The sequence below is a fragment of the Serratia sp. CY81684 genome (assembly GCF_052166595.1).
GTDB classification, from domain to species: Bacteria; Pseudomonadota; Gammaproteobacteria; order Enterobacterales; family Enterobacteriaceae; genus Serratia; species Serratia nematodiphila.
The window spans coordinates 1,389,989-1,414,956 of the sequence record NZ_JBJNOO010000003.1 but is presented as its reverse complement, the minus strand read 5'-3'; the positions used below and the strand labels follow the sequence as shown (position 1 = coordinate 1,414,956).

Genomic DNA, 24,968 nt, shown 5'->3' with positions numbered 1-24,968 from the left:
TGTTGCGCTACTCGCGCGCCGCCGCTTCCAGCCCGGCGATGTCGATTTTGCCCATCAGCAGCATCGCTTCCGTGACCCGCCGCACGCGGGCGGCGTCGGGATCGTTCATCAACTCCGTCAGCCGCCGCGGCACAATTTGCCAGCACAGCCCCCAGCGATCGCGCAACCAGCCGCACTGCTCCGCCTCGCCGCCCTCGCTCAAGGCATCCCACAGCCGGTCGACTTCCGCCTGATCGTCACATTCCACCATCACGGAGAAACTGTGGTTGAACGGATCCAGCGGCCCGGCTTCGATCGCCGCGTAGCGCTGGTCCCCCAGCGTGAAAGAAGCCAGTTTCACGCTGCCGGCCGGGCCGCTCGGCGTATCCGCCGGCAGGTCGGAAAACCAGTTCACGGACGAACCGGGGATCAGCGCGACATAGCAATTCAGCGCCGCTTCCATGTCCTTTTCAAACCACAGATGTTGCGTAATTCTGGCCATTTGCGCCTCCTTTACGCATCGAGGATCGGCGCGAACCCGCCAAAGATCATGCGTTTGCCGTCAAACGGCATCTCACCCAGCGCCTTCATGCGCGGATCGTTCATCATTTTCTCGTTGGCGGCGTCGCGCACCGCTTTGGAGGGGTACTCTATCCAGCTGAACACCACCACTTCGTCTTCCTGGGCTTTCACCGCGCCGCGAAAGTCGGTGAGCTTGCCGTCGGGCACGTCATCACCCCAACACTCCACGATGCGCGTGGCGCCAAACTCTTTGAACAGCGGCGCCGCTGCGGCCGCCAACCGGTGATAAGCCTCCTTGTTGGCGGCCGGTACCGCCACCACAAAACCGTCTACGTATTTCATCCTGGTATCCTCTTGTCTGATTAAGGACAGTCGGTTCAGCGCGGGCGACGTTGCCTGCGCCCCCTACCAGTTTAGACGGCGGGCGCGCAACCCGGATCGGAAGTTCAGCGCTCAGGATCGTTCGGTGGGTAAGAGTCCGGCGTGGCGACCCGGTTACGGCCGGCGTTTTTCGCTTTGTATACCGCCAGATCCGCCAGTTTGAGCAGGTCGGCCAGGCTGTGGCCGGAACCGCCCGGGCAGGTCACCATGCCGATGCTGACGGTGATCTGCAGCGGATGGCCGGCCGGCATGGTGATCGATTCCGCCTCAATGCGTTGCCGCAGCCGTTCGGCCAGCTGCAACCCTTGCTGTGGCTGGCCGAGCGTCGAGACGATAGCGAACTCTTCGCCGCCCATGCGGCCGAACAGATCATCGACGCGCAAATCGGCGGCGATCGCACGGGTAAAGGCCATCAGCGCCTGATCGCCGCCGGCATGGCCGAAACGGTCATTAATCGACTTGAAATAGTCGATATCGAGCATCATGACGCACACCAGCTCGCCCTTTTGGTCTATCAACCGTTCGCCGCGCTGCATAAACGCATTGCGCGTCAGCACGTGCGTCAACGCATCGTGATTCGCCACGTGCTCCAGCGTGCGCAGCAGCGCATTGCGCGCATAGTTCATGCTGGCCACGGCGATGGGGCCCAGCGCCAGCAGCGCGATGCCCAAACGCATCGATACCGCGTTTTGCAACACCTTCATGTCGAGCGTCGAACTCAACAGCCCGAAATCGATAGCCAGATGGCACCAAAGCACATAGATCAGCACCGCAATCATGGTGCAGAACAGTGAGAAGGACATCGCCAGCCACAGCAGCACCGGCATGGGAAAGATCACCGCCCCGGGGCCGCCGATCAGCACGCTGCACACCGCCGCCAGCAACAGCAGCGCCAACACCGTGAGTTTTCGCCCCGCCCGCGGCCATTGGCTGCGCTGGGTGAACATGGCGCCGGCCGCCGCAAGGCGACGTCGCCAATCGCCGGGAAACGCCAGAATAAACGGCATCAGCGTGACGTAATTGGTGAACTCGGACGAGAACCACAGCGCCAGCGAGGTCAGATAGGGTCTGCCGAACAGCCACTGCGAAGTTGCGGCGCCTACCGCGCCGGTCGCGGCGGCGGCGGCCAGGCAGATGCCGAACAGGTACATGCTGGACGTGCCGCGTTGCAACATGCGCGCCGGCGGCGACAGCCGCATGAACAACAGATACCCCACCACGACGCCGGTCAGATTGGCGACGTTCAGCAGCAGCGTCTTTTGCAGCGAACTGCCGGTCAACAGATCCGCCGCCAGATAGCCCAGCACCGCCATGCCCCAGCCGGCCCGCGTAGCCCACTGTGGCCGACGCACCAAAACGGCCAGCAGTACGGCGTTCACCGGCCAGAATATCGCCAGAAAGCTGCCGGGACGACTCACGATGCCCAGCAGACACAGGGTGAACACCAACAAAAAAATGATGAGCGCGGGCCAGATTTTCCGGGTATCAGACAACGAGGTGGTTTGCATCTTGGATCCAGAGACTTCTGCTGCGTAAGGTGACAATCTGTTCGTGTCACAACCGTCGGCGGTGAGGCGAAGATAAACGGCCGACCCGCCTATTATTGCCAGTTTTGCCTGCCCGGACACCTGTTTATTCATCAAGGGAAAATATATTTGTGTATCAATATATTGACAGAAATAACCCTTCCGGCGAACAAACTGCCACGCCCCTCCCGTCACTGCGATCGTTATTGCCATCCATCCGACTTTTTACCGGCAAAATCGCCGCCTTTTTCCCTAATGGCAAAATTAAATCGCGCAATGAAGGGATACCGGCATTCCCCCTCTATTCAAAATCTATAAATGATAATTATAATGATAATCGTTACTATTTATTATTTTTTCATGGAATTATATGCACCAGTCAGTTCTTCGCCACCCCACTAAAAGAAATAAAAATCACGTTCTTCGCACGCTGCCCCTGATTGCCGGTTTGTTCCCCGCGCTGGCGATCGCCGCCGCGCCCGGCGCAAAAACGGAGGAATCCATTACGGTGACCGCCGCGGCCCAGCCTTCCGGCAGCTATAGCGCCGACACTGCCTCGACCGCCGGCAAGACCGCCGCGCCGCTCGCCGAGGTGCCGCAATCGGTCAGCGTCGTCACCTCTCAGGTCATTAACGACTTCCAGGTCAAAAGCGTCAATGAGGCGATGAAGTTCGTCAGCGGCGTCACCCAGGGCAACACGCTCGGCGGCACGGAGGATGGCTTCGTCAAGCGCGGATTCGGGGTTAACTCCGACGGCTCGGTCTTCATCGACGGTGTGCGCAGCAACCAAGGGCTGAGCATGGACGCCACCACCGATCGCGTCGAGGTCCTGAAAGGTTCCGCGTCGCTGCTGTATGGCATCCTCAGCCCCGGCGGCGTCATCAATCTGATCGGTAAAAAACCGCAGTATGACTGGAACACCCGCATCAGCGGCGCCACCAACAGTTTTGGCGGCGGCAGCGGCAGCGTCGATGTGACCGGCCCGCTGGGCGGCGGCTTCGCCTTTCGCCTGATCGCCGAACGCCAGCACGCAGATTACTGGCGCAATTTCGGCAGCGACGAACACACGCTGATCGCCCCCTCGCTCAGTTGGTTCGGCGACCAGGCTTCCTTTAACATCGCCTACAGCGAATACAAGTACGACATTCCTTACGATCGCGGCACCGCATTTATCGACGGCAAACCGGTCGATGTGCCCTATGACCGCCGCTTGGATGACTACGCGAACCATGCCTGGGGCAAGAACAAACGTCTGAACGCCCATTATGAGTACGCGCTCGATCCGATCTGGACCACCCGCTTCAACTACGCCTGGCTGCAACGCCGTTACGACAGTAACGAAGTGCGCGCCACCGCGGTCGACACCACGACCGGCATCGTCTCACGCCGCGCCGACGCCAACCGCGGTTTCAATCATCAAACCCACTATTACTCCTGGGATCTGACCGGTTCGCCGCAGCTGTTCGGCATGCAGCACGATCTGCTGCTGGGCGTGGACTACGAGAAAAATCAGACCTACAAGGCCTATTCCTACCGCGGCAAGATCTCGAAGACCTTCAACATGTACGATCCGGTGTATGGCGAAACGCCGGTCACCGACAGCACCACTTACAGCGACGCGTCAAGCAACCTGCGCGCCACGCTGTTCAGCCGCTCCCTGTACGCCAAGGACAGCATTCATCTCACCGATCAATGGATCGCGGTGCTGGGCGCGCGCTATCAGTCGTATTACCAGAACAACAGCAACGGTTTCCAGAAACCGAAAAATACGCTCAATGACAAAGACGACCAGTTTTTGCCGCAGGCGGGGTTGGTGTATAAGCTAACGCCGAGCCTGTCGCTGTACGGCAATTACAGCCGTTCGTTCACGCCGTCCACCGCCATCGACGACAATGGCGACGTCGCCACGCCGGAAACCGGCACCACCTATGAGGTGGGCGGAAAATGGCAGATCACCCCGGCGTTTGACGCCACGCTGGCGCTCTATCGCATTGATGAAAGCAACATGTCGATCTTTATCAACGGCGTGACCCGCAGCATCCCCAAAGCGCGCTCCACCGGCGTCGAACTGGAGTTGAACGGGGAAGTGGCGCGCAACTGGGATCTCACCGCCAACTACAGCTACGACAAGACCGAAATTGTCGAAGACAACCTCAACCCGGACAACGTCGGCAATCGGCTGGTCAACGCCCCAACCCACATGGGCGGCCTGTACCTCAGCCGCCGCATGACATTGCCGGTGGTGCCCGGCGAGGTGCGCGTTGGCGGCGGCGCGCGCTACGTCGGTCGCCGCGCCGGCGATCCGGAGAACAGTTTCACCATGCCGGCCTATACCGTGGCGGATGCCTTTGTCGCCTGGGACAGCAAGCTGCTTGGGAAACATACCCAGCTGAAACTGAATGTGAAAAACCTGTTCAACCGCGAGTACTATGCCTCCAGCGCCGGTAATTTACGCGTGATTGAGGGTGAACCGCGCAGCCTGAGCCTGCAGGCGACGGTCGATTTCTAACCTGTCATGCCTTGGGCGCCGTTTGGCGCCCGTTTTCTTTGCGCCGGCTGCGGCACATCACATCGGCAAGAAAATCCAGCAACGCGCGGTTGAACAGCGCGGGCCGCTGCAGCGGCGCGAAATGGCTGACACCCGGCAGCGTCGTCAAACGGGCGCCGGGAATGCTGCGGCTAAGATAGGCGGCATGTTCGGCGCGGATAAACTCATCGTGTTCGCTGTGCACAACCGTCACCGGCACGCGAATGGTCGCCAATTCCTGCGCGGTATAGTTCGGCTGGCTGCTCATCATCAGGCTTACGGCGGAGACGAAGGGAGCGAAATCCTCCGGCGTCGGTGACAAGGCGGCATAGTCCTGCGCATGGCGCGCAAAGCAACGCTCGACGAGCAGACTGGACGGCGGCGGTTTAACCCCGCTGGCATCCATATTGCAACCGAAGAAAAAGACGCCGTCCACCCGCTCGGGCGCCCGATGGGCGGCGATGAGCGCGACGCAGGCACCGTCGCTCCAGCCCGCCAGCGCGGCGTGGGGTATTTGCAACGCCGCCATCACCGCCAACAGATCATCGGCCATCCGAGCGTAACGGTATGGCCGCGCGTCGCGCGTGCTGCGCCCGTGCCCGCGGCTGTCGATGACCAGCACGCCATACCCGGCGGCCAGCAGCGCCGGCAGTTGATACCCCCAGTTGCCGCTGTGGCCCAGGCCGCCGTGCAACAGGATCAGCGTCGGAGCAGCGCCATAGGCCGCATACCAGATGTGCGCGCCGTCGTGTTCGACAAAGCCCTGCCTGGAACCGGGCGGCAACGGCGGCGCGCCCTGCGCGGCAAAACGGGTCAAATCGTCGTCGGTTTGCATCTTTCTCCCCTCATTCGCCGAGGTTGAGCATCAATACGGCATCCAGGGAGTATAGTTCGCAGTGGCAAGCGGTGCCGTTCGCTTTCCCGGCATATACTTAAAGGAGGAATCGCAATGGAGGACGGTGAGATGAAGAAGATAATTCTCGTGTTTTTGACGTTGATGCTGAGCGGTTGTATCGGCGGAGGCGGCGGCCCATCGAATGCGCCTTCGGCATCGCCAAATGAACCTTACACCTGCACCAAATCCAGCGCCAACAGCGACTGCTCGCAATCGGTGGAACCATCGATGTACTAGGCCGCGTTCGGCGGGCCGTCGCTTAACGGCCCGCCGCCTCAAACCGGTACTAGGAGGAGTGCTCCTCTTCATTGGCCTGATATCGCGTCGCCTGCTGCTTCATGAACACCACCTCCTGCGGGCTGGACAGGCTCACTTCCTGCGCGCGCAGCAGCTTGAGGATATTGAACAGCAGTTCGCTCTTGGTGGCGCCGACCATGCGCGGGCTCGGCACATAGCCGGTCACGCTCAGGATAATGCCGTCCGGCCCCAGTTGGCTGAAGCGCACGTAAGGTGCCGGCGTCTCCAGAATGGTTTCGTACTCGTTGTAAGCGCTGAGCAAGATATTGCGCACCTGCTCCGGATCGATCGAGGTCGGGAACGTCAGCGCGATGGTCACCACGCCTTGCGCGTTGCCCATGGTGGCGTTACGCACGTTCTGCGAGATCAGCTGTGAGTTCGGTACGATCATGGTGGAACGGTCGCTGAGCTGGATTTCGGTGGCGCGCACGTTGATGCGCCGCACGTCGCCTTCCACGCCGCCGATGCCGATCATATCCCCGACCTTCACCGGGCGTTCGGTCAGCAGGATCAGGCCGGAAATAAAGTTCTTCACAATCTCCTGCAAACCGAAACCGATACCGACCGACAGGGCGCTGACGATCCACGCCAGGTTGCTCCACTGGATGCCCAGCGCCGCCAGGGTGATCAGAATGACCAGCACATAGCCGATATTGCTGAACAGCGTCACCAGCGAGGCGCGAATGCCGACGTCCGAAATGGTCTTCGGCAGCAGCTCAGAGCCCAGCCAGCGCCGCACCGCCCGCAGGATGTAGATGCCGATCGCCAGGCAGATCACGGCGTTGAGCAGGTTGCCGGGCACGATGTTGAAACGCTGCAAGCCTTCGCCGGTCAGGATGGAGACGATTTTCTCCATCAGCGAGCCCGGCGTGGTGCTGCCGAACGAGCCGTTGAACAACGCGACGATCATCAACAGCAACAGTGAACATTTGGCCAGCGCGGTGGTGATGATCGCCACCTGCTCCAGATGGCGATCCTTGAAGCTGAGCGTTTTCTTCAGCATCTTGCCGCTGACGGTCTGCGGCGAAAACAGCGCGGCGCACAGGTCAGTGGCGAACAGCACCATGAAGTAGAACGCCATCAGCACCAGCACCACCCAGATCAGCTGGTAGGTCAGGAAGCGGGCGAAAGCGATATAGCCCACGAGCAGTGAAAGCAGGATCACCACCGAACACACCAGGGTAACGATGTGCACCAGCCCGCCGACCAGCGTGCGTTTTTCCAGGTGCGCGCCCTGCTGCTCCAGACGGCGACGAATGCGCTGGCCGCGCAGCGGCGCCGCCAGCAGCACCATGCCGATCAGCCCCGCCACCAGGCCGTTGCCGAAGATGGTGGTGGCCAATGAGGCGCTGACGACGTTGTTGATCAGCTCCACAGTACCGAACGCCAGCGCCAGGCCGGCCAGCAGCGGCGAGAAGTAACGCAGCCCGGCGGCCACTTCATTGTCCAGCGCAGCCAAACGCCAGGACGGGCGATTCAGCGACAGCGCCGCACGCCCCAGCCCGGCGATCAGCGCGCAGAAAATCCCCAGACGGTTAAAGCCTTCGGCGAAGTCTTCCAGCATCATCGGCAGCGGCTGCACGCGGATAAAGACGTAATACAGCAGGTTCAGCGCAATCGAGGTGGTGATCACCGTCACCGCCACGGTGATGATGGCCATAAAGCTGCGGCGCAGGCGCCCGTCCGGCAGGAAGCGAATGCTGACCCAGGCGAGGAAACGCTCGGACAAATAGCGCCCCCAGGACCAGACGATCACCGCCAGCGCCAGCAACGCCAGCGTGCCGTACCGCCATTCGTCCTGCCAACTGGCGTCCCAGGCCGCTTTCATCTCGGCGTTGAACTGGTCCAGCCGCTGCACGTCATCCGCTGACGGCTGCACGACCGGCGTCCAGAATTTGACGCCCAAAATGCTGCCGGTGTTCAGCGCCAGCTGGGTTTTGAACGCCACCCGGCGCAGATCGCTGATCTGCTGGCCCAGATCGAAGGCGCTGGTCTTGATGGCCTGCGCGCGTTTTACCGCATCGTCCAACTGCTTCTTGCTGCTGTTCAGCGCATTGCGCTGCTGGGCGACGGCCGGGGTTTCCGGCAGCGCGCCGGCCGCCGGGGCCGGCCCCAGCACGTCCAGCTGCGCCTGCAGTTTTTCCTGCACCGGCTGCAGATCGGCGGACAATTTATCCATGCTGGCGACCAGATCGTCCGTCGCCAACCGCAGCTTGCTGAGCTGGGTGTCGGTCGTCGCTTTGGAAACCAGCTGCTTCATGCTGTCCAACTGCTTTTGCGCGGCTTTCAGCTGCGTAGCGGGATCGGGCGCGCTTTCGGCGGCGGGATCATCCTGGGGGGCGGCGACGGCGGCGAACGGCGTCAGTTGCATACCCAACAGCAATAATAACAACAGCAGGAACGGGCGAGGCTTTAACATAAATTCAGTGCTCAGCATCATTATCTGATAGACAGACGAACAGGCGGCGGATGAACCGTCGCTTAACCATAAACGCTAATTATAATAGCTGCTTAATGTCGGCCGAAATACAGTAATTATTCCCATTGTGTGCCACGCGCCCGCGCTCGCCTTAGCTTGCTGATTATTCAGGCGCTTTTACACTGGCGATACGGCATGAAGCGCTCTATAATCCAGCCACCGATTAACCTGCAACCAATAAAAGGAGACTTACTATGCTGACGTGTGAATTGGTTTTTCACTCACACTTCTTTGGTAATCGTCGCCGCTCAAGCATTACCGGTATCGCGCGGCGATAACCCAGCTTGAGCGAAGCTTACTAAATCCAGGATCTTCCCTCCGGCTTACCGGGTTGTCGTCAGCAATGTTTGACGATAGGCATTGTCATGCCTGTAATTCTTGAGTAAGCAATGAGCACATTACTGTCTGCACAATCTGTCGGTTACGACAACGCGTTCGGCGTCCTGCTGAGCGAGATTTCCTTCAGCCTGAAAAAAGGCGACCGCATCGGTTTGATCGGCGATAACGGCTGCGGCAAAAGCACCCTGCTGCAAATTCTCAGCGGCGACCTGCCTGCGCACACCGGAACGGTGACATTGTCACATCAATGTCTGATGGCGCGCATCGAGCAGCATCTGCCGCCGGAGCTGCACGCCAGCACCCTGCTGGATGCGGTTCTGGCGCGGCTCCCTGCGGGCCAACACCTCAGCGAACGCTGGCGCTGCGAAGCGCTACTGGCCGAGCTGGGGTTTGAACCAGAGAGCTGGACGTTGACCGCCGGCACCCTCAGCGGCGGCCAGCATACGCGGCTGCTGTTGGCGCGCGCGTTGATCCGCCAACCCGATCTGCTGCTGCTCGACGAACCCAGCAACCACCTGGACCTGCCCACGCTGCTGTGGCTGGAACAGTTCTTGCGTAACTGGACCGGCAGCTTCGTGCTGGTGTCGCACGATCGCTACCTGCTCGACCAGGTAACCAACTGCACCTGGATCCTGCGCGACAAAACGCTGCAGTTCTTCCGTTTGCCCTGCTCTGCGGCACGCACCGCGCTGGCGGAACAGGACGCTGCGGACGAACAGCGGCGACAGGCCGAGCAAAAGGAAATCGACCGGGTGGAAAAAAGCGCCAAGCGCCTGGCGACCTGGGGCAAGGTCTACGACAACGAAGATCTGGCGCGCAAGGCCAAGCAAATGGAGAAGCGCGTCGATCGGTTGAAGGAAGAACAGACCACTCTGACCGCCGGCAGCCCTTGGCGGCTGCGGCTGCAGGGAGAAGCGCTGGACGCCGATCGCCTGCTGGCGCTGCCGCACTGGGCGGTGCGCCCGGCGCCTGATGCGCCGGTGCTGTTCAGCCTGGAACATCTGCGCGTGAAAAGCGGCGATCGCATCGCCATCGTCGGGCGCAACGGCTGCGGCAAATCGTCGCTGTTGCGCCTGCTGTGGCGCGAGTATCAGCAACAAACGCAGCGCCCGGCGCTGTTCCATCCGCGCGTGCGCATCGGCTATTACGATCAGAGCCTGCAACAGCTGCGCGATGAAGACACGTTGAGCGAAGCGCTGGCGCAGTTTGCGCCGCTGACCGAGGAACAGCGGAAAATGGCGCTGATCGGCGCCGGGTTCCCTTACCTGCGCCACCATCAGCAGATCCGTTCGCTGAGCGGCGGCGAGCGTTCACGGTTGCTGTTTGTCGGCCTGACGCTGGCCAACCATTCGTTGCTGCTGCTGGACGAGCCCACCAACCACCTGGATATGGCGGGCAAAGAGGAGTTGGCGGAAACGCTGCGTCAGTTCCCCGGCGCCGTCATGCTGGTCACCCACGATCGGATGCTGATCGAACAGAGCTGCAACCGCTTTTGGCTGATAGACCAACAAAAACTGGAGGAGTGGCACGATCTGGCGCCGGTGTACCAGCGTCTGGCGGGTGAAACGCCGGCGCTGGCGACGGCGCACGAGGCCAACGCAGACGCCCCTACGCCAAACCCGCAGTTGGAAGGCGAAGAGGCGTTGCTGACCGCCCTTTTTGCCCTCGAAAGCAAACTGGAGGCCGACCTGGCGCGCAAGCCGAAGCACCAGAAACTGGAGCTTCAGGCGCGCTGGCGCCGCGAGATTGCCGACATCACCGCCCGGTTGAGTCTGGGCTAGCCTTGACAGGCCGCCATCCGGCGGCCTGTTTTTTGACGGAGTGCGACATGGCATTTTCCCTTGAGCAAGCCTCACTCGCGCAGCGCCCGCTGCTGGCGGCCATGCTGTCCGATTGCCTGCGCGAGCTGGGCGTCGATGGGGATTACCCCTATTTGCCGCTCTACTGGCGCGAGGCCGGCCGCTACCCCTATTTGATGTTGAGCGATCGGCAAACGGCCGGGTTCGCGTTGGTCAGGCGTCTCGATAGCGCCACCGTCGAAATGGCGGAGTTCTACATCAAGCCCGAATGGCGACGCAACGGGCTGGGACAACAGGCTGCCCGCGCCTTGTTCGCGCAGCATCCCGGCGGTTGGTCGCTGTCGGTCAGCCAGGATAATGCGCGCGGGCTGGCGTTTTGGCGGGCGGCGATACCAGCCGAGGCTCTACATATGCAACAAAGCACCAGGCTCACGTTCTCTTTCGTTATTCGGTAATGGCAGACGGCGAATATTGCCAGGCCAAAAGAAACGCGGTGATAGCCGCTTCGGTCATGTGTTGCAATTGTTCCGGCGTCGGCCACTGGTCGGATAGCAAAACCGCGGGCAATGGATACCCCATAACCGCGCCCAGAAATGCCATCGCCTGCGGCTGCGCATGGACAAATTGGATTTGCCCATGCTGCCGCGCCTGTTCCAATATCCTCGCTAACGCCTGAAGCACTCGCCCGGCATTGCGTTCGCGCAAAGTGGCGTACAACTCAGGTTTCTGCAACAGCAGTTGCACCAGCAACCGCTGAAAATGCACGTTCTCAACGCTGAAAAAATGCGCCTGAACCACCGAGGCGAAACGTGCCAACACCTGCGGTAAATCCACACTCTCCTGTGTCAGAATGGTGGCAATTGGCGGCTGCATCTTTTCGATAAGATGGTTGAACGTCTCCAACACCAAGGCATCCTTGCTCGGGAAATGATTGTATAAGGTTTGACGGGTGGTTCCCGCCTCGTTGGCTATCTCGTCCAAAGAGATGTCCAAGCCCTGCTGCAAAAACAGAACGCTGGCGGTTTCCAGTATCCGGGGCCTGGCCTTCATCGGCCTTCCCGGTTGACGGTTGATCATATTATCTCCCCCTGCCCAGAGGCTCATTTTCGCGCTTTAAGTCGTGCCAACCCTTGTTTAGTCAGAACAAAAAACAGCGGTACGAACAATAATGTCAGCAGTGTGCCAGAAATCATGCCGCCTATCACAGCAATACCGATTTCGCGCCGGCTGGCGGCCCCGGCACCGACAGAAAGCGCCAGCGGGATTACACCAGCGACAAACGCCAATGAAGTCATCACGATGGGCCGCAGACGCAATCGCGCCCCTTCCAATGTCGCCTGCAACAAAGCGGATCCCGTTTTTAGCTGTGTTTCAACAAACTCGACGATCAGGATCGCGTTTTTCGCCGCCAGACCAATCGTCGTCAACATTCCCACCTGGAAGTAAATATTGTTTTCATACCCCGCAAGGCGTGCGGCAACAACGGCTCCGATAATCCCGAGGGGAATGATCAGCATCACAGACAACGGAATAGACCAACTCTCATACAGCGCGGCAAGACAGAGGAAAATGAACAACACCGAGGCTAGATACACCACCAGTGTTTGCCCGGCGGCCAATTGCTCCTGATATGAGAGCCCACTCCACTCAAGGCGGTAGCCGTCTATATCGCCGATGATACTCTGCATACGCGCCATCGCGGTGCCGGAGCTTTCTCCCTCGGCTGCCGCCCCCTGTAACTGCGTGGCCGACAGCCCGTTAAAGCGCTGAAGCATTTGTGGGCCTGAGAGCCAACGCGTAGTCGCGAAGCTGGCAAAGGACGCCATGCTGCCGCTTTCACCACGTACAAACCAACTATCGATATCATCCGGCACCGAGCGCCAGGCCGCATCCCCCTGCATGTAGACCCGCTTCACGCGGCCGCGATCGATAAAATCGTTAATATAAGCGCCTCCCCATGCGGCAGAAAGCGTGTTGGTGATGTCAGCCTGCTGCAGCCCTTGTGCGCTAGCTTTTTGCTGGTCGATATCGACCTGCAATTGCGCTTTATCTTCGAGGCCGTGTATGCGCACCGCCGTTAACAACGGATCTTCGGTAGCGGCGGCGATCACCTGCCTCTGAGCAGCTTGCAGCGCGTCATGCCCGACGCCGTTTTGATCTTGTAACCACAATTCAAATCCACTGGACTGCCCCAACCCGCGCACCGCCGGCGGCGACAACACATTGATTTGCGCGTCACGATAGCTTTTGAAATGGCGATTGGCGCGGCTAATAATCGCCTGCGCGTTATTTTCATCACCGCTGCGTAGCGACCAATGTTTCAGTTCGGCAAACGCCATACCGACATTCTGACCACTGCCGGCGTTATTGCGCCCGACAACCATGAAAATTACATTCAGGTTGTCCCGCTCGGCGGTCATGAAATAGTCGGCGATAGCGTCAGCAGTCTGTTGCGTTCTGGCCATCGGGGCACCTGGCGGCAGAGAAAACTGGACCATTACCGAGCCCTGATCCTCAACCGGGAGAAAACCGGTAGGCATACGCAGATATTGCCAGATCATGAAACTAACCAGCAGCAGCGCCAACAGGCAAAAACGCCCCTTGCGCGCCATCACATGGTTCAATCCCAGTCCATAACGCCGCTGCCCGTATTCCACCAGGCGGTTAAAGCCGCGAAAAAAACGGCTGCGCGGCCGGTGCACCGGCGGTTTCAGCAAACCGGCACACAGTGCCGGCGTCAAGGTCAACGCAACTAAAACCGACAGCACCATAGCCGCGACCAGCGTGATGGAAAACTGTCGGTAGATCATCCCGGTTGAACCGCCGAAAAATGCCATTGGAATAAATACCGCCGAAAGTACCAGCGCGATGCCGATCAGAGCGCCATTGATCTCCCGCATCGAAAGCAACGTCGCCTCGCGCGGTGGCAATTGCGCCTCCTCCATCACGCGCTCAACATTTTCAACCACCACAATCGCGTCATCTACCAACAGGCCGATCGCGAGCACCATGGCGAACAGTGTCAAGGTGTTTACGCTGTAACCCAACAGCGCCAAAACACCGAAAGTGCCGAGCAACACTACGGGTACCGTAATGGTGGGGATCAACGTGGCGCGCCAATTTTGCAAAAACAGATACATCACCACAATCACTAGCGCGATCGCTTCCAACAGCGTTTGTACGACGCCTTCAATGGAAACCAGTACGAACGGCGTGCTGTCTCGTGGATAAGCCACCTGCAACCCCGGTGGAAACTGCGGGGCCCTGCGATTCACTTCGGCCCGTACCCGCTCTGCCACCTCCAGCGCATTGGCGCCGGAAGCCAACTGAATCGAAATACCCGCCGCCGGGTGACCATTGAGGCGCGTTTGGTTTTGATAGTTTTCCGCCCCGATTTCAACACGAGCAACATCGCGCAAATACACCGCCGAACCGTCGGTATTGGTACGCAGAATAATATCCTCAAACTGTTCCGGCGTTTCCAGCCGCGATTGTGCGGTCACGGTCGCGTTCAACGACTGGCCTTCTATCGTAGGCAAGGCTCCGATCTCACCGCTGGTGACCTGGGCATTTTGCGCTTCTATGGCGACCTGCACGTCAGACGGCATCAAACCATAGCCGCTCAGTTTGATCGGATTGAGCCAAATGCGCATAGCATATTGGGCACCAAACACCGTCGTCTCCCCGACGCCATCCACCCGGCTCAGCGGGTCTTGCAGCGAACTGACCAGAAAATCATTGATATCAACGCTGTCCATACGGCCTTGCGTGTCGTACAAGGCAACCACCATTAGGCTATCACCCTGCGATTTAGTCACAGTGATGCCTTGCTGCTGCACTTCTTGCGGCAATCGCGACGTTGCTTGATTGACCGCATTTTGCACTTGAACCTGAGCAATGTCCGGATCGGTTTGTTGTTCGAAGCTAAGGCTGATGCGAGCCTGGCCCGCCGAACTGCTGGTTGATGAGAAATACAACAGGCCATCGATGCCTTTAATTTGTTGTTCGATAATCTGAGTCACGCTGTCCTCTACCGTTTTGGCCGAAGCACCGGGGTAATTGGCTGTCACCGTGACACCAGGTGGCGCGATGTCGGGATATTGCTCAATCGGCAATGTCCAGAGCGCCAGAGCACCCGCTGCCATAATGCAGATGGCCAGCACGGCCGCAAACACCGGTCGAAAGATGAAAAAATGCGCTAGCATGCCTGACCCCTCTGATTATCTTGCTGACGGATGCTTTGATGGTACGTTTAATAATTAAATTTACTTTACAGTAAAGTAAATAAATTAAATCAAACCTGAAATCAAGCAGGAATAGACACCGTATTGTCATCTGACTATGGCACCCTGCACACTAAACTTTGTTTGGAATACTGCCTGCCATGACGTCACTCTCTCCACGGGACATCGAGGCGCGCTACCGCTTCGCGCGTGAGATCGCCCGCGCCGCCGCCGATCTCGCCTTCAGCTTTTATCAACGCCGGCAGAGTCTGGCCATCGAGTTTAAACAGGGCCTGCAGGACGTGGTCAGCGAAGCCGATCGCCGCGTCGAGGCGCTGATCCGCCGTATGATCAACCGTCGGTTTCCCCTGGATGGGTTTCTCGGCGAAGAGAGCGGCGGCAGCGGCGATAATGCCGCCTGTATTTGGGTGGTCGATCCGATTGACGGCACCGCCTGCTTCCTGAACGGGCTGCATACCTGGTGTATCGCGATAGGCGTGGTGATCGACGGCGAGCCAACGATCGGCGTGGTCTACGATCCCAACCACCGCGAGATGTTCCGCGCCTGCCGTGGCCAAGGCGCTTTCCTCAACGGGGAACCGATCGGCGTGCATGCCGGGCGCAGCGTCGCGGATGGCGTGATGGGCGTCGGGATATCACCGCGCGCCTCGGCGGCGGAATTCAGCGGTTTTCTCTGTCGCCTGCTGCAGGCGGGCGGCATGTTCGTGCGCAGCGGCTCCGGCGCGTTGATGACCGCCCAGGTGGCCGCCGGGCGCCTGCTAGGCTATTACGAACCGCATATGAACGCCTGGGACAGCCTGCCTGGGCTGGTGCTGACGCGCGAAGCCGGCGGCGTGGCGAATGACTTTATGCACCACAACGGGCTGCGACGCGGCAACCCGCTGCTGCTGGCCAACGCGGCGCTCTATCCGCAATTGGCCGAGCTGATTCAAACGCCGGGCTTGATCGGCTCGACGTGCCCTATCGCGCGTGAGATGGCCGGATAAAGCGCGCGCAGCCGCCGCTCGACCCGATCGACCGCATCGTGCGCGGCGGCGATGGTTACCGCCGGCGACACCCGGCAGTGGAAGTTGACGATGATGCCGCCGTCGGTTCTGCGCGCCCGGATGTTATGGACGTCTTGCACCTTATCCCCCTGCTCCAGCGCCGACTGCAAAATCAGCCGGATATCGGCCAGCTCGGCGGCGGAAACATCCTCGCTGGCCAGCCAGTGCGGCGTCTGCGGCTCCAGATGGGTCTCTATCTCGGTGTCCTCGCCGATCGCCTGACGCAGGATCCCTTCTATCTCCGTGGCGATTTCATGCGCCTGCGCCACGCTGGCGTTGGCCGGCACCGCCAGATCCATGCCGATCGCCATGTGCGTCGGCAACTGCTGCAAGGTGACATTCTGCACCTGCGCGCCGTGATTGGCGGCGATCGCCCGAATGCGCGTCGCCATGTCTTCGTCGCTGCGGGTCTGCGGCACCGCGATGACGGTAAACTCCGCCTTGGCATGCTGCTCCCGCAGTCGTTCGACGATTTCTCGCTTGAGCGCATCGATGCGCTCCAGCGGCAAGGTGCGGCACACCGCCACCGTGATCTCGACAAACAGTACGGCGCCGGCGTTGCGAATGCGCACGCTGTCGCAGGCCAGCACCGCCGGGAAGCTGTCCAGCGTGGCGCGAATCGCCTCGGTGGCTCCGGCCGGCGCGGCATCCATCAGCGAGTCGAAGGAGCGTTTACCCAGTTTGATTGCCGCGACCAAGATAAAACCGGCGACGATCAGCGCGGCGATGGCGTCCGCACGGCCAAAGCCCAGCAGCACAAACACCATGCCCAGCAGCACCACGCCGGACGAAAGCATGTCGGAGAAGAAATGCAGCGCATCCGCCTCCAGCGCCGCGCTGTCGGTCGCCTTGGCGACGCGATTGAGCGCCCGCACGCGGAAAAAATCGACGCAGATGGAAATCAGCAGCACCGCGATCACCACCGGCGCCGCGACGATCTCATGCGGCTGCCCAAGCAGGCTGCTGCCCGCCTCGTAGACGATCCAACTGGCGGCGCCGAGCAACAGCAACACCTCGAACAGCGCCGCCAGGTTTTCCACCTTGCCGTGGCCGAAGTGGTGATCGTCATCGGCGGGTTTATCGCTGATGCGCACCGCCAGCCAGGTGATGCTGGTGGCGATAAAATCGGTGAAAGAGTGGATCCCTTCGGATATCAGGCCAATACTGCCGGTAAAAATGCCGGCGACGAATTTGCCCGTGGCCAGCAACCCGCTGGCGATCATCGAGTTTCTGGCCACGGCCTGTTTTTCATTTTGCATGATGCTGCTCACATTCGGACGGTGATTTATTTTTTTACTTTAGAGGATAATTGCCAGACAAAGGCGATCAGCAGCATACTGCCAGAGAAAGTCAGCATGAGGCTAGTAAGAAAATTGGATTTTCCGGTGGAATAAAAATAAATCTCATTCACCCCCACCGAAATCATTAAAATGGCGTAGAGCAATCCCAGAATAAGAATCGTCATTATTATCAACTCCCGTATCAGGCCGCGCGTTCAGCGCGCCGCTAAATCCTCCCCATAATAAATAGCGGTTACGGGGAGGATGCATCTAGGCGGATCTTTAGCGTTCATCAATCATCCCATTTGGTGCTCATATAGGCCGCCAACAGGCCCAGCGAGCTGATCATTGCCAGGAATCCCATAAAAATAGTCATGTTTCCCATTATTTTGTCCTCAGGTTAAATGTTATCGATAAAATCCCCTTGCGTTAAATATCGGGGTTGGTCGGCATCCATGGTTTTTAACGTCCTCCTCAGGCTTGTCACATTTCCGCCCTTTACGGGCGGAGCGGTTTAAATACCCAAAACGTGCTGGGCGATTTTGAAATAAATAATCAGGCCGGTGCCATCGATAAAGGTGGCGATAAACGGCGCCGAAACCACGGCAGGATCGATGCCGAGACGTTTCAGCAGCATCGGGATGATCGACGAAACAATGGCGCTCCACACGGTGATCGCCACCAGCGACAGGCTGACCACCAGCGTCACCTCCATGCCGACGCCCATGATCCAGGCGCGCACCCAGGCCGCCAGGCCGATGGTGACGGCGATCAGCAGCGAGGTCGAGACCTCCTTGCGGATCACCGCGCCCAGGTTGCGCAGGCTGACCTCGCCCAGCGCCATGGCGCGCACCAGCGTCGAGGTGATCTGGGTGCCGCTGTTGCCGCCGGTGCCGATCAGCAGCGGGATAAAGAACGCCAGCGCAATCGCCGCTTCGAGCTGATCTTCAAACGCTTTCAGCACGTTGCCGGTGTAGGCTTCAGCGACGAACAACATCAGCAGCCACACCGAGCGTTTACGCCACAGCGCCCACGGGCTGGTCTCCAGATAAGGCTTGTCCAGCGGCAGGCTCGCGCCCTGACGCTGCGCGTCTTCGGTGTTTTCATCCTCGACCAGCCGGGCGATCTCACGCTCGCCCAGTACGCCGACCAGCGTGTTATTGGCCACCACCGGCACCACGTCCAGCCCCCCTTTGCCCAGCAGATGCGCCACGTCGTTGCGATCATCGTCGGGTGAAACCTGGAAATAGCTGTAATCCATCATTACGCCGACGGCTTTATCCTGTTCTTCGCACTGCAACAGTTTTTTCACCGACAGTGTGCCGCGCAGATGATAATCGTCCGCGGTAATAAATACCCGGCTGGGAATTTCGTCCGTTTTGAGCTGCGAAAGTAAATATTCCCGGGCATGATTGACCGTCATCGTTGCGGGAACGGTAATAAAATCGGCGTTCATATAACCGGCGACCGAAGTCTCGTCGAGAGTTTCAGTCGCGTTCAGCGCCGGAGAAGAATAGTGTTGATGTGACTTGATCATTTTGTCAGTCCCTATTTCTGTTGTGAACTTCAACAGCGAATCGCATAGGGGCGTAACCACAGAGGGAGTGCAGACTGCCTATCTCCGCGTCCAGGTTTTAGCACTATACAACGTATCCGAGTTGTTGCTCGGAAGTTACTTTGGGCTGAACCTTAATCCGATAAAGCCTGTCTTAACCTTGGGCATCTCTCGATGTCGTCAGATCAGTAACCTGTGTTTGTATAGGAGCCTCGCCAAACGAGATACTGCATATAAACTACCGGCGCAGTATAGGCGTTGTTTTATCCGGCGGGAAGAAAAGATTGCCCGTCGTTTATGGAGTATTTAGGATAATGTTAATTAAACGGCCATTTATAAAAACGGCTGATATAAATCAGCCGTTTTTTATTTTTCAGTGTTCGAGAATGTAGACGTTTTTATCGTATAAGGCGCCCTGACGAGTAAAGTCGATCCCCTTCACGTAAGGTTTGATGAGCGTGGCGTTGGCTTCGTAGTACACCGGCGCGACCGGCGTATCGACGGCCAGCACCGCCTCGGCCTGCTGGAAATACTGCTGCACCTGCTGCGGTGTCGGCGCCGCCGTCGCCTGATGCAGAATGCGATCGTACTCCGGATTGCGGTATTTGGGGCTGTTCTCGCTGCTGTCGGAACGGAACACGTTCAGGAAAGTAGACGGATCGTTGTAATCCGCCAGCCAGCGGGTAAAGGCCACGCCGTACTGCCCGCGGTTGATATTGTCCAGCGTGACTTTGCGCTCCTGGCTTTGCAAGGTGGCCTCTGCGCCGAGGTTCTTTTTCCACATGGCGGCGGCGGCGATGACGATCTTCTTGATGGTGGCGTCATTGCTGTACAACACGGTAAAGCGCAGCGGATGCTCGGCGTTGAAACCGGCCTGCGCCAGCAGTTGCTTCGCCTGGGCGTGGCGTTGTTCCGGCGTCAAACCGGCCGCGGCGCCGGGCTGCAGGCTATAGCCGCCCGCCCCGGTTGGGGTAAAGGTCCAGGCCGGCTGCTGGCCGTATCCCAACACTTTGCCGGCGATAATCTCTTTGTCCAGCGCCAGGTTCAGCGCCTGGCGCACCCGCACGTCGTTAAACGGCGCCTGGCGGTTGTTGAAGGCGAAATAGCTGGTGGAGAGCAGCGGATAGGTCACCAGCTGTTGCTCGCCGAGCGTTTTTTTCAGCTGCTGATACAGCTCCGGCGGCGTGGTATACCCCAGCTCAACCTCACCGGCGCGAAAACGCGCCACTTCAGGGAAGCCCTGGATCGGCAAGAAGGTGACCTTGTTGAGCACGGTATTGGCGTTATCCCAATACTGCGGGTTACGTTCCACCACCACCTTTTCGTTGACCACCCACTGGCTGAGGCGGAACGCCCCGTTGCCGACAAAGTGCGCCGGCTGCGTCCAGTTTTTGCCGTACTGCTCCACCACCTTGCGGTTAACCGGCAAAACCGGGAAATGCACCAGTTGCTTGATCAGATAGGAATTAGGCTCCGACAGCGTCACCTGCAGAGTGTGCGCATCCAGCGCCTTGACGCCCAGCTCGCTCGGCGGTTTGCTGCCGGCGTTGATCGCCGCCGCATTCAGCACGTAGGCCGAAGCCAGATAGCTGCCGTACGGCGAGGCGGTTTTCGGATCGGTGAGGCGCCGCCAGCTGTAAACGAAATCGTCGGCGGTCACCGGATCGCCGTTCGACCATTTGGCCTGCGGCCGCAGATGGAAAGTCCAGACGTTGCCCTGATGCTCCCACGTCTGCGCCAGTGCCGGGATCACTTCACCGTCTTTTCCGACGCGCAGCAAGCCTTCGAACAGATCGTTGAAGATGTAGAACTCCACATTGCTCTCGGCCAGGTTTGGATCCAGCGTCGCCGGTTCATACCCGTTGGCGCGCACCAGTTCTTGTGCCGCCGCCAGTTTAACGCCTGCCGGCACCTCGGCGGCATGGGCAGCCGTAGCGTTAAAAGCCAGGAGGATTAAACCAGCCAGTTTCTTACCATTAAATGAATATTTCACGTCGATATCCCTGATTAGTGTTTTATCGCGTTTAATATGCAATGAGGCAGTGGAATAAATTAAATCATTAATCGCTATGAGTCATAACCAAAAGCGGTGTTGAATTTCTTTCATTATCAAAGAAGTACTGGCGACAGAACGATGAAAAACACGAGGATAAACGCGGAGACCGGCATTGCCGTCAGGAACGCCGTGAACCGGCGGTGACATAAATTCAGGCAATCAATACAGATTATTCCAGCCGAAGCTTAACTTATCCTTAGGGCAATTCATTTTGTGAGCGATCGTCAAAAATAATTTAATACGAATCGTTTTCACTATCATTATTGATGTTCTTGGCTAAAATCGGCCTGCTTGCGCTCGCCAGGCGATATTCGTTTTCTTCATTCGAACGCTAAAAAGGATAACTGCATGAAGCTGCGTATTTCATCTCTCGGCCCCGTCGCCCTGCTCGCCTCCTCGATGATGCTGGCCTTTGGCGCTCAGGCGGCCTCCGCCGACCAGGGCATCGTTATTTATAACGCCCAGCATGAAAATCTGGTGAAATCCTGGGTCGACGGATTTACCAAAGACACCGGCATCAAGGTGACGCTGCGCAACGGCGGCGACAGCGAACTGGGCAACCAACTGGTACAGGAAGGCAGCGCTTCACCTGCCGACGTGTTCCTGACGGAAAACTCCCCGGCGATGGTGTTGGTGGATAACGCCAAGCTGTTCGCCCCGCTGGACGCTGCCACGCTGGCGCAGGTGGAACCACAATATCGCCCAAGCCACGGCCGCTGGATCGGCATCGCCGCCCGCTCTACCGTATTTGTTTATAACCCGGCCAAACTGAGCGACGCGCAGCTGCCGAAATCACTGCTGGATCTGGCCAAGCCGGAATGGAAAGGCCGCTGGGCCGCTTCGCCGTCGGGCGCCGATTTCCAGGCGATAGTCAGCGCGCTGCTGGAGCTGAAAGGCGAGAAAGCCACGCTGGACTGGCTGAAAGCGATGAAAACCAACTTTACCGCCTATAAAGGCAACAGCACGGTGATGAAAGCGGTCAATGCCGGCCAGATCGACAGCGGCGTGATCTATCACTACTACCCGTTCGTGGACGGCGCGAAAACCGGCGAGAACAGCAACAACATCAAGCTGTATTACTTCAAACATCAGGATCCGGGCGCCTTCGTCAGCATCTCCGGCGGCGGCGTGCTGGCTTCCAGCAAGCATCAGCAGCAGGCGCAGGCGTTCATCAAGTGGATCACCGGCAAACAGGGCCAGGAAATCCTGCGCACCAACAACGCCTTCGAATACGCCGTCGGCGTCGGCGCAGCCTCCAACCCGAAACTGGTGCCGCTGAAAGATCTGGACGCGCCGAAGGTAGACGCCGCGCAGTTGAACAGTAAGAAAGTTGTCGAACTGATGACCGAGGCCGGCCTGCTGTAAGGCCCGCTGGCAAACCGAGAGTTTTTGATCGTTATGTCAAACCTGAGTACCCACGCCGCGCAGACCGCGCGGCGTTATTCCACTATCCCTCGTCACCCGCGGCCGGGGCCGATCGTGGTGGCCTGCGCCGTGTTGCTGTCGTTGCTGGCGCTGCTGCCGTTGGGATTCGTTATCGGCGTGGCGTTTGAAACCGGCTGGCAAACGGTCAAAGCTCTGGTTTTCCGCCCGCGCGTGGCGGAACTGCTGTTGAATACCCTGCTGTTGGTGGTGCTGACGCTGCCGATTTGCGCCGTGCTGGGCGTGGCCCTGGCCTGGTTGACCGAACGAACCACGCTGCCGGGCCGGCGTCTCTGGGCGGTATTGGCGACCGCGCCGCTGGCGGTGCCGGCCTTTGTGCAAAGCTATGCCTGGATCAGTCTGGTGCCGTCGATGCACGGCCTGGGCGCCGGCGTTTTCATCTCGGTGCTCGCTTACTTTCCGTTTATCTACCTGCCGGCCGCCGCCGTGCTGCGCCGCCTGGATCCCGGTATCGAGGACGTCGCCACCTCACTCGGCTCCCGGCCGCCGGCGGTGTTTTTCCGCGTGGTATTGCCTCAACTGAAACTGGCGGTCTGGGGCGGCTCGCTGCTGATCGCGTTGCACTTGCTGGCGGAGTATGGCCTGTACGCCATGATCCGTTTCGATACCTTCACCACCGCGATCTTCGATCAGTTCCAGTCGACCTTCAACGGCCCGGCGGCCAACATGCTGGCCGGCGTGTTGGTGCTGTGCTGCCTGGGGCTGCTGTTGCTTGAGGCCATAAGCCGTGGCCGCGCACGCTATGCCCGCGTCGGTTCCGGCAGCGCACGCAGCCAAACGCCGCGCCGCCTTTCGCCGCCGCTCGCCGCGCTGGCGCTGCTGCTGCCGATCGCGCTGACTGCGCTGGCGTTGGGCGTGCCTTTCATCACCCTGGCCCGCTGGCTGTGGCTGGGTGGATTCGAGGTGTGGCGCAACGCCGAGCTGTGGCCCGCGCTGTGGCAAACGCTGTCGCTGTCCGCCGCCGGCGCGCTGCTGATCACGCTGTGCGCCATTCCGATGGCCTGGCTGTCGGTACGCTATCCGGCCCGGCTGTATCGGGTGCTGGAAGGCTGCAACTACGTGACCAGCTCGCTGCCCGGCATCGTGGTGGCGCTGGCGCTGGTGACCATCACCATTCACAGCTTCCGGCCGATTTACCAGACCGAAATCACCCTGCTGCTGGCGTATCTGCTGATGTTTATGCCGCGGGCGCTGATCAATCTGCGCGCCGGTATCGCACAGGCGCCGGTGGAATTGGAAAACGTGGCGCGCAGCCTGGGCAAATCGCCGGCGCAGGCGTTGTGGAGCACCACGCTGCGGCTGGCGGCGCCGGGCGCCGCTGCGGGCGCGGCGCTGGTATTCCTGGCGATCGCCAATGAACTGACCGCCACGCTGCTGCTGGCGCCGAACGGCACCCGCACGCTGGCCACCGGCTTCTGGGCGCTGACCAGCGAGATAGACTACGTCGCCGCCGCGCCTTATGCGCTGATTATGGTGGCGCTGTCGCTGCCGCTCACCTGGCTTCTTTATTCTCAATCTAAACGCACGGCGGGACTATGAGCACGCTCGAACTGCACGGTATCGGAAAATCTTACAACGCCATCAGAGTGCTGGAACACATTGACCTGCAGGTTACCGCCGGCAGCCGCACGGCGATCGTCGGCCCTTCCGGCTCCGGCAAAACCACTCTGCTGCGCATCATCGCCGGCTTTGAAATCCCCGACGGCGGCCAGATCCTGCTGCAGGGGCAAGCCATGGGCAACGGCGGCGGCTGGGTACCTGCGCATCTGCGCGGCATCGGCTTCGTTCCGCAGGATGGCGCGCTGTTCCCGCACTTTACCGTCGCCGGCAACATCGGTTTTGGTCTCAAGGGCAGCAAACGCGAGAAACAGCATCGCATCGAGGCGTTAATGGAGATGGTGGCGCTGGATCGCCGTCTGGCGGCCCTGTGGCCGCATGAACTGTCCGGCGGGCAGCAGCAGCGGGTCGCGCTGGCGCGCGCTCTGTCGCAGCAACCCCGGCTGATGCTGCTGGACGAGCCGTTCTCGGCGCTGGATACCGGCCTGCGCGCCGCCACCCGAAAAGCGGTGGCCGAACTGCTGACGGAGGCCAAAGTAGCGTCGATCCTGGTCACCCACGATCAGAGCGAGGCGCTGTCGTTCGCCGATCAGGTGGCGGTGATGCGCAATGGCCGGCTGGCGCAGGTGGGCGCGCCGCAGGATCTTTATCTGCGCCCGGTCGATGAACCGACCGCCAGCTTCCTTGGCGAAACGCTGGTGTTGACCGCTGAACTGGCGCACGGCTGGGCCGACTGCGCACTGGGGCGCATCGCCGTCGACGATCGCCAACGCAGCGGCCCGGCGCGCATCATGCTGCGCCCGGAGCAGATTCAAATCGGCTTGTCAGATCCGGCGCAGCGCGGCCAGGCGGTGATCACCGGCATTGATTTCGCCGGCTTCGTCTCTACGCTCAACCTGCGGATGGTCGCCGGCGGCGCGCAAATCGAGATCAAAACCGTCAGCCGCGAAGGCCTGCAGCCCGGTGCTCAGGTCACTCTCAACGTAATGGGCCAGGCGCATATTTTCGCCGGCTGACTCACTTAAGGCCGGGCTGCTCCCCGG

Annotated in this window: 20 protein-coding genes and 1 riboswitch; of the genes, 8 read left to right on the top strand and 12 right to left on the bottom strand. The window is 59.8% G+C overall.

All coding sequences use genetic code 11. The annotated features are described in order from the left end of the window. Window positions 1-7 precede the first annotated feature (7 nt). The 3 genes from ACJ8QF_RS14610 to ACJ8QF_RS14600 all read right to left on the bottom strand — a co-directional run bounded on the left by ACJ8QF_RS14610 (window position 8) and on the right by ACJ8QF_RS14600 (window position 2,390). Window positions 8-481 carry a VOC family protein gene (locus ACJ8QF_RS14610; protein ID WP_004938077.1) on the bottom strand — a complete coding sequence of 158 codons (474 nt, stop codon included), beginning with the start codon at window positions 479-481 and terminating at the stop codon, window positions 8-10. 11 nt (window positions 482-492) lie between these two features. Beyond that, entirely contained in the window at window positions 493-843 is a 351-nt protein-coding gene (locus ACJ8QF_RS14605; RefSeq protein WP_025302905.1) for a DUF1428 domain-containing protein, read from the bottom strand. 104 nt (window positions 844-947) lie between these two features. After that, on the bottom strand, window positions 948-2,390 hold the full coding sequence (locus ACJ8QF_RS14600; protein ID WP_049188938.1) for a GGDEF domain-containing protein: 1,443 nt from the start codon (window positions 2,388-2,390) through the stop codon (window positions 948-950). A 388-nt stretch (window positions 2,391-2,778) separates the two neighbouring features. Between ACJ8QF_RS14600 and ACJ8QF_RS14595 the strand changes: the two genes are divergently transcribed. Beyond that, window positions 2,779-4,917 (top strand): TonB-dependent siderophore receptor, encoded by a 2,139-nt coding sequence (locus ACJ8QF_RS14595; RefSeq protein ID WP_442537626.1) that lies wholly within the window; start codon window positions 2,779-2,781, stop codon window positions 4,915-4,917. 4 nt (window positions 4,918-4,921) lie between these two features. Here ACJ8QF_RS14595 and ACJ8QF_RS14590 read toward each other — a convergent pair whose 3' ends face one another. Further along, window positions 4,922-5,770, bottom strand: a complete 849-nt coding sequence (locus tag ACJ8QF_RS14590; RefSeq protein WP_197753145.1) for an alpha/beta fold hydrolase — start codon at window positions 5,768-5,770, stop codon at window positions 4,922-4,924. 114 nt (window positions 5,771-5,884) lie between these two features. Between ACJ8QF_RS14590 and ACJ8QF_RS14585 the strand changes: the two genes are divergently transcribed. Then, window positions 5,885-6,067, top strand: coding sequence for a hypothetical protein (locus tag ACJ8QF_RS14585; protein WP_004938091.1), 183 nt, complete (start codon window positions 5,885-5,887; stop codon window positions 6,065-6,067). Between the two features lie 49 nt (window positions 6,068-6,116). On the opposite strand, the gene ACJ8QF_RS14580 is transcribed toward ACJ8QF_RS14585, so the two are convergent. Then, window positions 6,117-8,546: a DUF3772 domain-containing protein gene (locus ACJ8QF_RS14580; protein ID WP_442537625.1), complete on the bottom strand. Its 2,430-nt coding sequence runs from the start codon at window positions 8,544-8,546 to the stop codon at window positions 6,117-6,119. 449 nt (window positions 8,547-8,995) lie between these two features. On the opposite strand from ACJ8QF_RS14580, the gene ACJ8QF_RS14575 reads away from it, so the two are divergent. Both ACJ8QF_RS14575 and ACJ8QF_RS14570 read left to right on the top strand, forming a co-directional pair. Next, the gene (locus ACJ8QF_RS14575; protein WP_442537624.1) at window positions 8,996-10,726 is read left to right on the top strand and encodes an ABC-F family ATP-binding cassette domain-containing protein; all 1,731 of its coding nucleotides are present in this window, start codon (window positions 8,996-8,998) and stop codon (window positions 10,724-10,726) included. A 47-nt stretch (window positions 10,727-10,773) separates the two neighbouring features. Next, on the top strand, window positions 10,774-11,199 hold the full coding sequence (locus ACJ8QF_RS14570) for a GNAT family N-acetyltransferase (protein WP_442537623.1): 426 nt from the start codon (window positions 10,774-10,776) through the stop codon (window positions 11,197-11,199). Here the strand turns inward: ACJ8QF_RS14570 and ACJ8QF_RS14565 are convergent. Then, entirely contained in the window at window positions 11,189-11,821 is a 633-nt protein-coding gene (locus tag ACJ8QF_RS14565; protein ID WP_227414461.1) for a TetR/AcrR family transcriptional regulator, read from the bottom strand. The genes ACJ8QF_RS14570 and ACJ8QF_RS14565 overlap by 11 nt on opposite strands. Before the next feature lie 23 nt (window positions 11,822-11,844). Beyond that, complete coding sequence (locus ACJ8QF_RS14560; RefSeq protein WP_442537622.1) at window positions 11,845-14,949, bottom strand: efflux RND transporter permease subunit; 3,105 nt, start codon at window positions 14,947-14,949, stop codon at window positions 11,845-11,847. 179 nt (window positions 14,950-15,128) lie between these two features. Between ACJ8QF_RS14560 and ACJ8QF_RS14555 the strand changes: the two genes are divergently transcribed. Next, window positions 15,129-15,974 carry an inositol monophosphatase family protein gene (locus ACJ8QF_RS14555; RefSeq protein WP_442537621.1) on the top strand — a complete coding sequence of 282 codons (846 nt, stop codon included), beginning with the start codon at window positions 15,129-15,131 and terminating at the stop codon, window positions 15,972-15,974. Here the strand turns inward: ACJ8QF_RS14555 and ACJ8QF_RS14550 are convergent. From ACJ8QF_RS14550 to ACJ8QF_RS14530, 5 genes are all read right to left on the bottom strand, one after another. Next, window positions 15,917-17,293: a cation diffusion facilitator family transporter gene (locus ACJ8QF_RS14550; RefSeq protein WP_442537620.1), complete on the bottom strand. Its 1,377-nt coding sequence runs from the start codon at window positions 17,291-17,293 to the stop codon at window positions 15,917-15,919. The two genes, ACJ8QF_RS14555 and ACJ8QF_RS14550, sit on opposite strands and share 58 nt — an antisense overlap. Window positions 17,294-17,319: 26 nt before the next feature. Beyond that, a complete protein-coding gene (locus tag ACJ8QF_RS14545) occupies window positions 17,320-17,499 on the bottom strand; it encodes a hypothetical protein (protein ID WP_004938106.1) in 180 nt (59 codons plus the stop codon). Window positions 17,500-17,606: 107 nt separating this feature from the next. After that, window positions 17,607-17,699: a protein MgtS gene (mgtS, locus tag ACJ8QF_RS14540; protein ID WP_004938109.1), complete on the bottom strand. Its 93-nt coding sequence runs from the start codon at window positions 17,697-17,699 to the stop codon at window positions 17,607-17,609. Between the two features lie 129 nt (window positions 17,700-17,828). After that, window positions 17,829-18,851, bottom strand: a complete 1,023-nt coding sequence (locus ACJ8QF_RS14535) for a magnesium transporter (RefSeq protein ID WP_442537619.1) — start codon at window positions 18,849-18,851, stop codon at window positions 17,829-17,831. A 75-nt stretch (window positions 18,852-18,926) separates the two neighbouring features. Continuing rightward, window positions 18,927-19,100, bottom strand: a riboswitch (M-box (ykoK) riboswitch). Between the two features lie 142 nt (window positions 19,101-19,242). Beyond that, window positions 19,243-20,862, bottom strand: coding sequence for an ABC transporter substrate-binding protein (locus ACJ8QF_RS14530; protein ID WP_442537618.1), 1,620 nt, complete (start codon window positions 20,860-20,862; stop codon window positions 19,243-19,245). A gap of 411 nt (window positions 20,863-21,273) precedes the next feature. Between ACJ8QF_RS14530 and ACJ8QF_RS14525 the strand changes: the two genes are divergently transcribed. The 3 genes from ACJ8QF_RS14525 to ACJ8QF_RS14515 are packed head-to-tail and all read left to right on the top strand — an operon-like array spanning window position 21,274 to window position 24,941. Beyond that, window positions 21,274-22,290, top strand: coding sequence for an iron ABC transporter substrate-binding protein (locus ACJ8QF_RS14525; RefSeq protein ID WP_004938115.1), 1,017 nt, complete (start codon window positions 21,274-21,276; stop codon window positions 22,288-22,290). Between the two features lie 33 nt (window positions 22,291-22,323). Beyond that, window positions 22,324-23,907, top strand: a complete 1,584-nt coding sequence (locus ACJ8QF_RS14520; RefSeq protein ID WP_442537617.1) for an ABC transporter permease — start codon at window positions 22,324-22,326, stop codon at window positions 23,905-23,907. Beyond that, complete coding sequence (locus ACJ8QF_RS14515) at window positions 23,904-24,941, top strand: ABC transporter ATP-binding protein (RefSeq protein ID WP_099981907.1); 1,038 nt, start codon at window positions 23,904-23,906, stop codon at window positions 24,939-24,941. The genes ACJ8QF_RS14520 and ACJ8QF_RS14515 overlap by 4 nt, the downstream gene beginning before the upstream one ends. The last annotated feature ends 27 nt before the right edge of the window (window positions 24,942-24,968 follow it).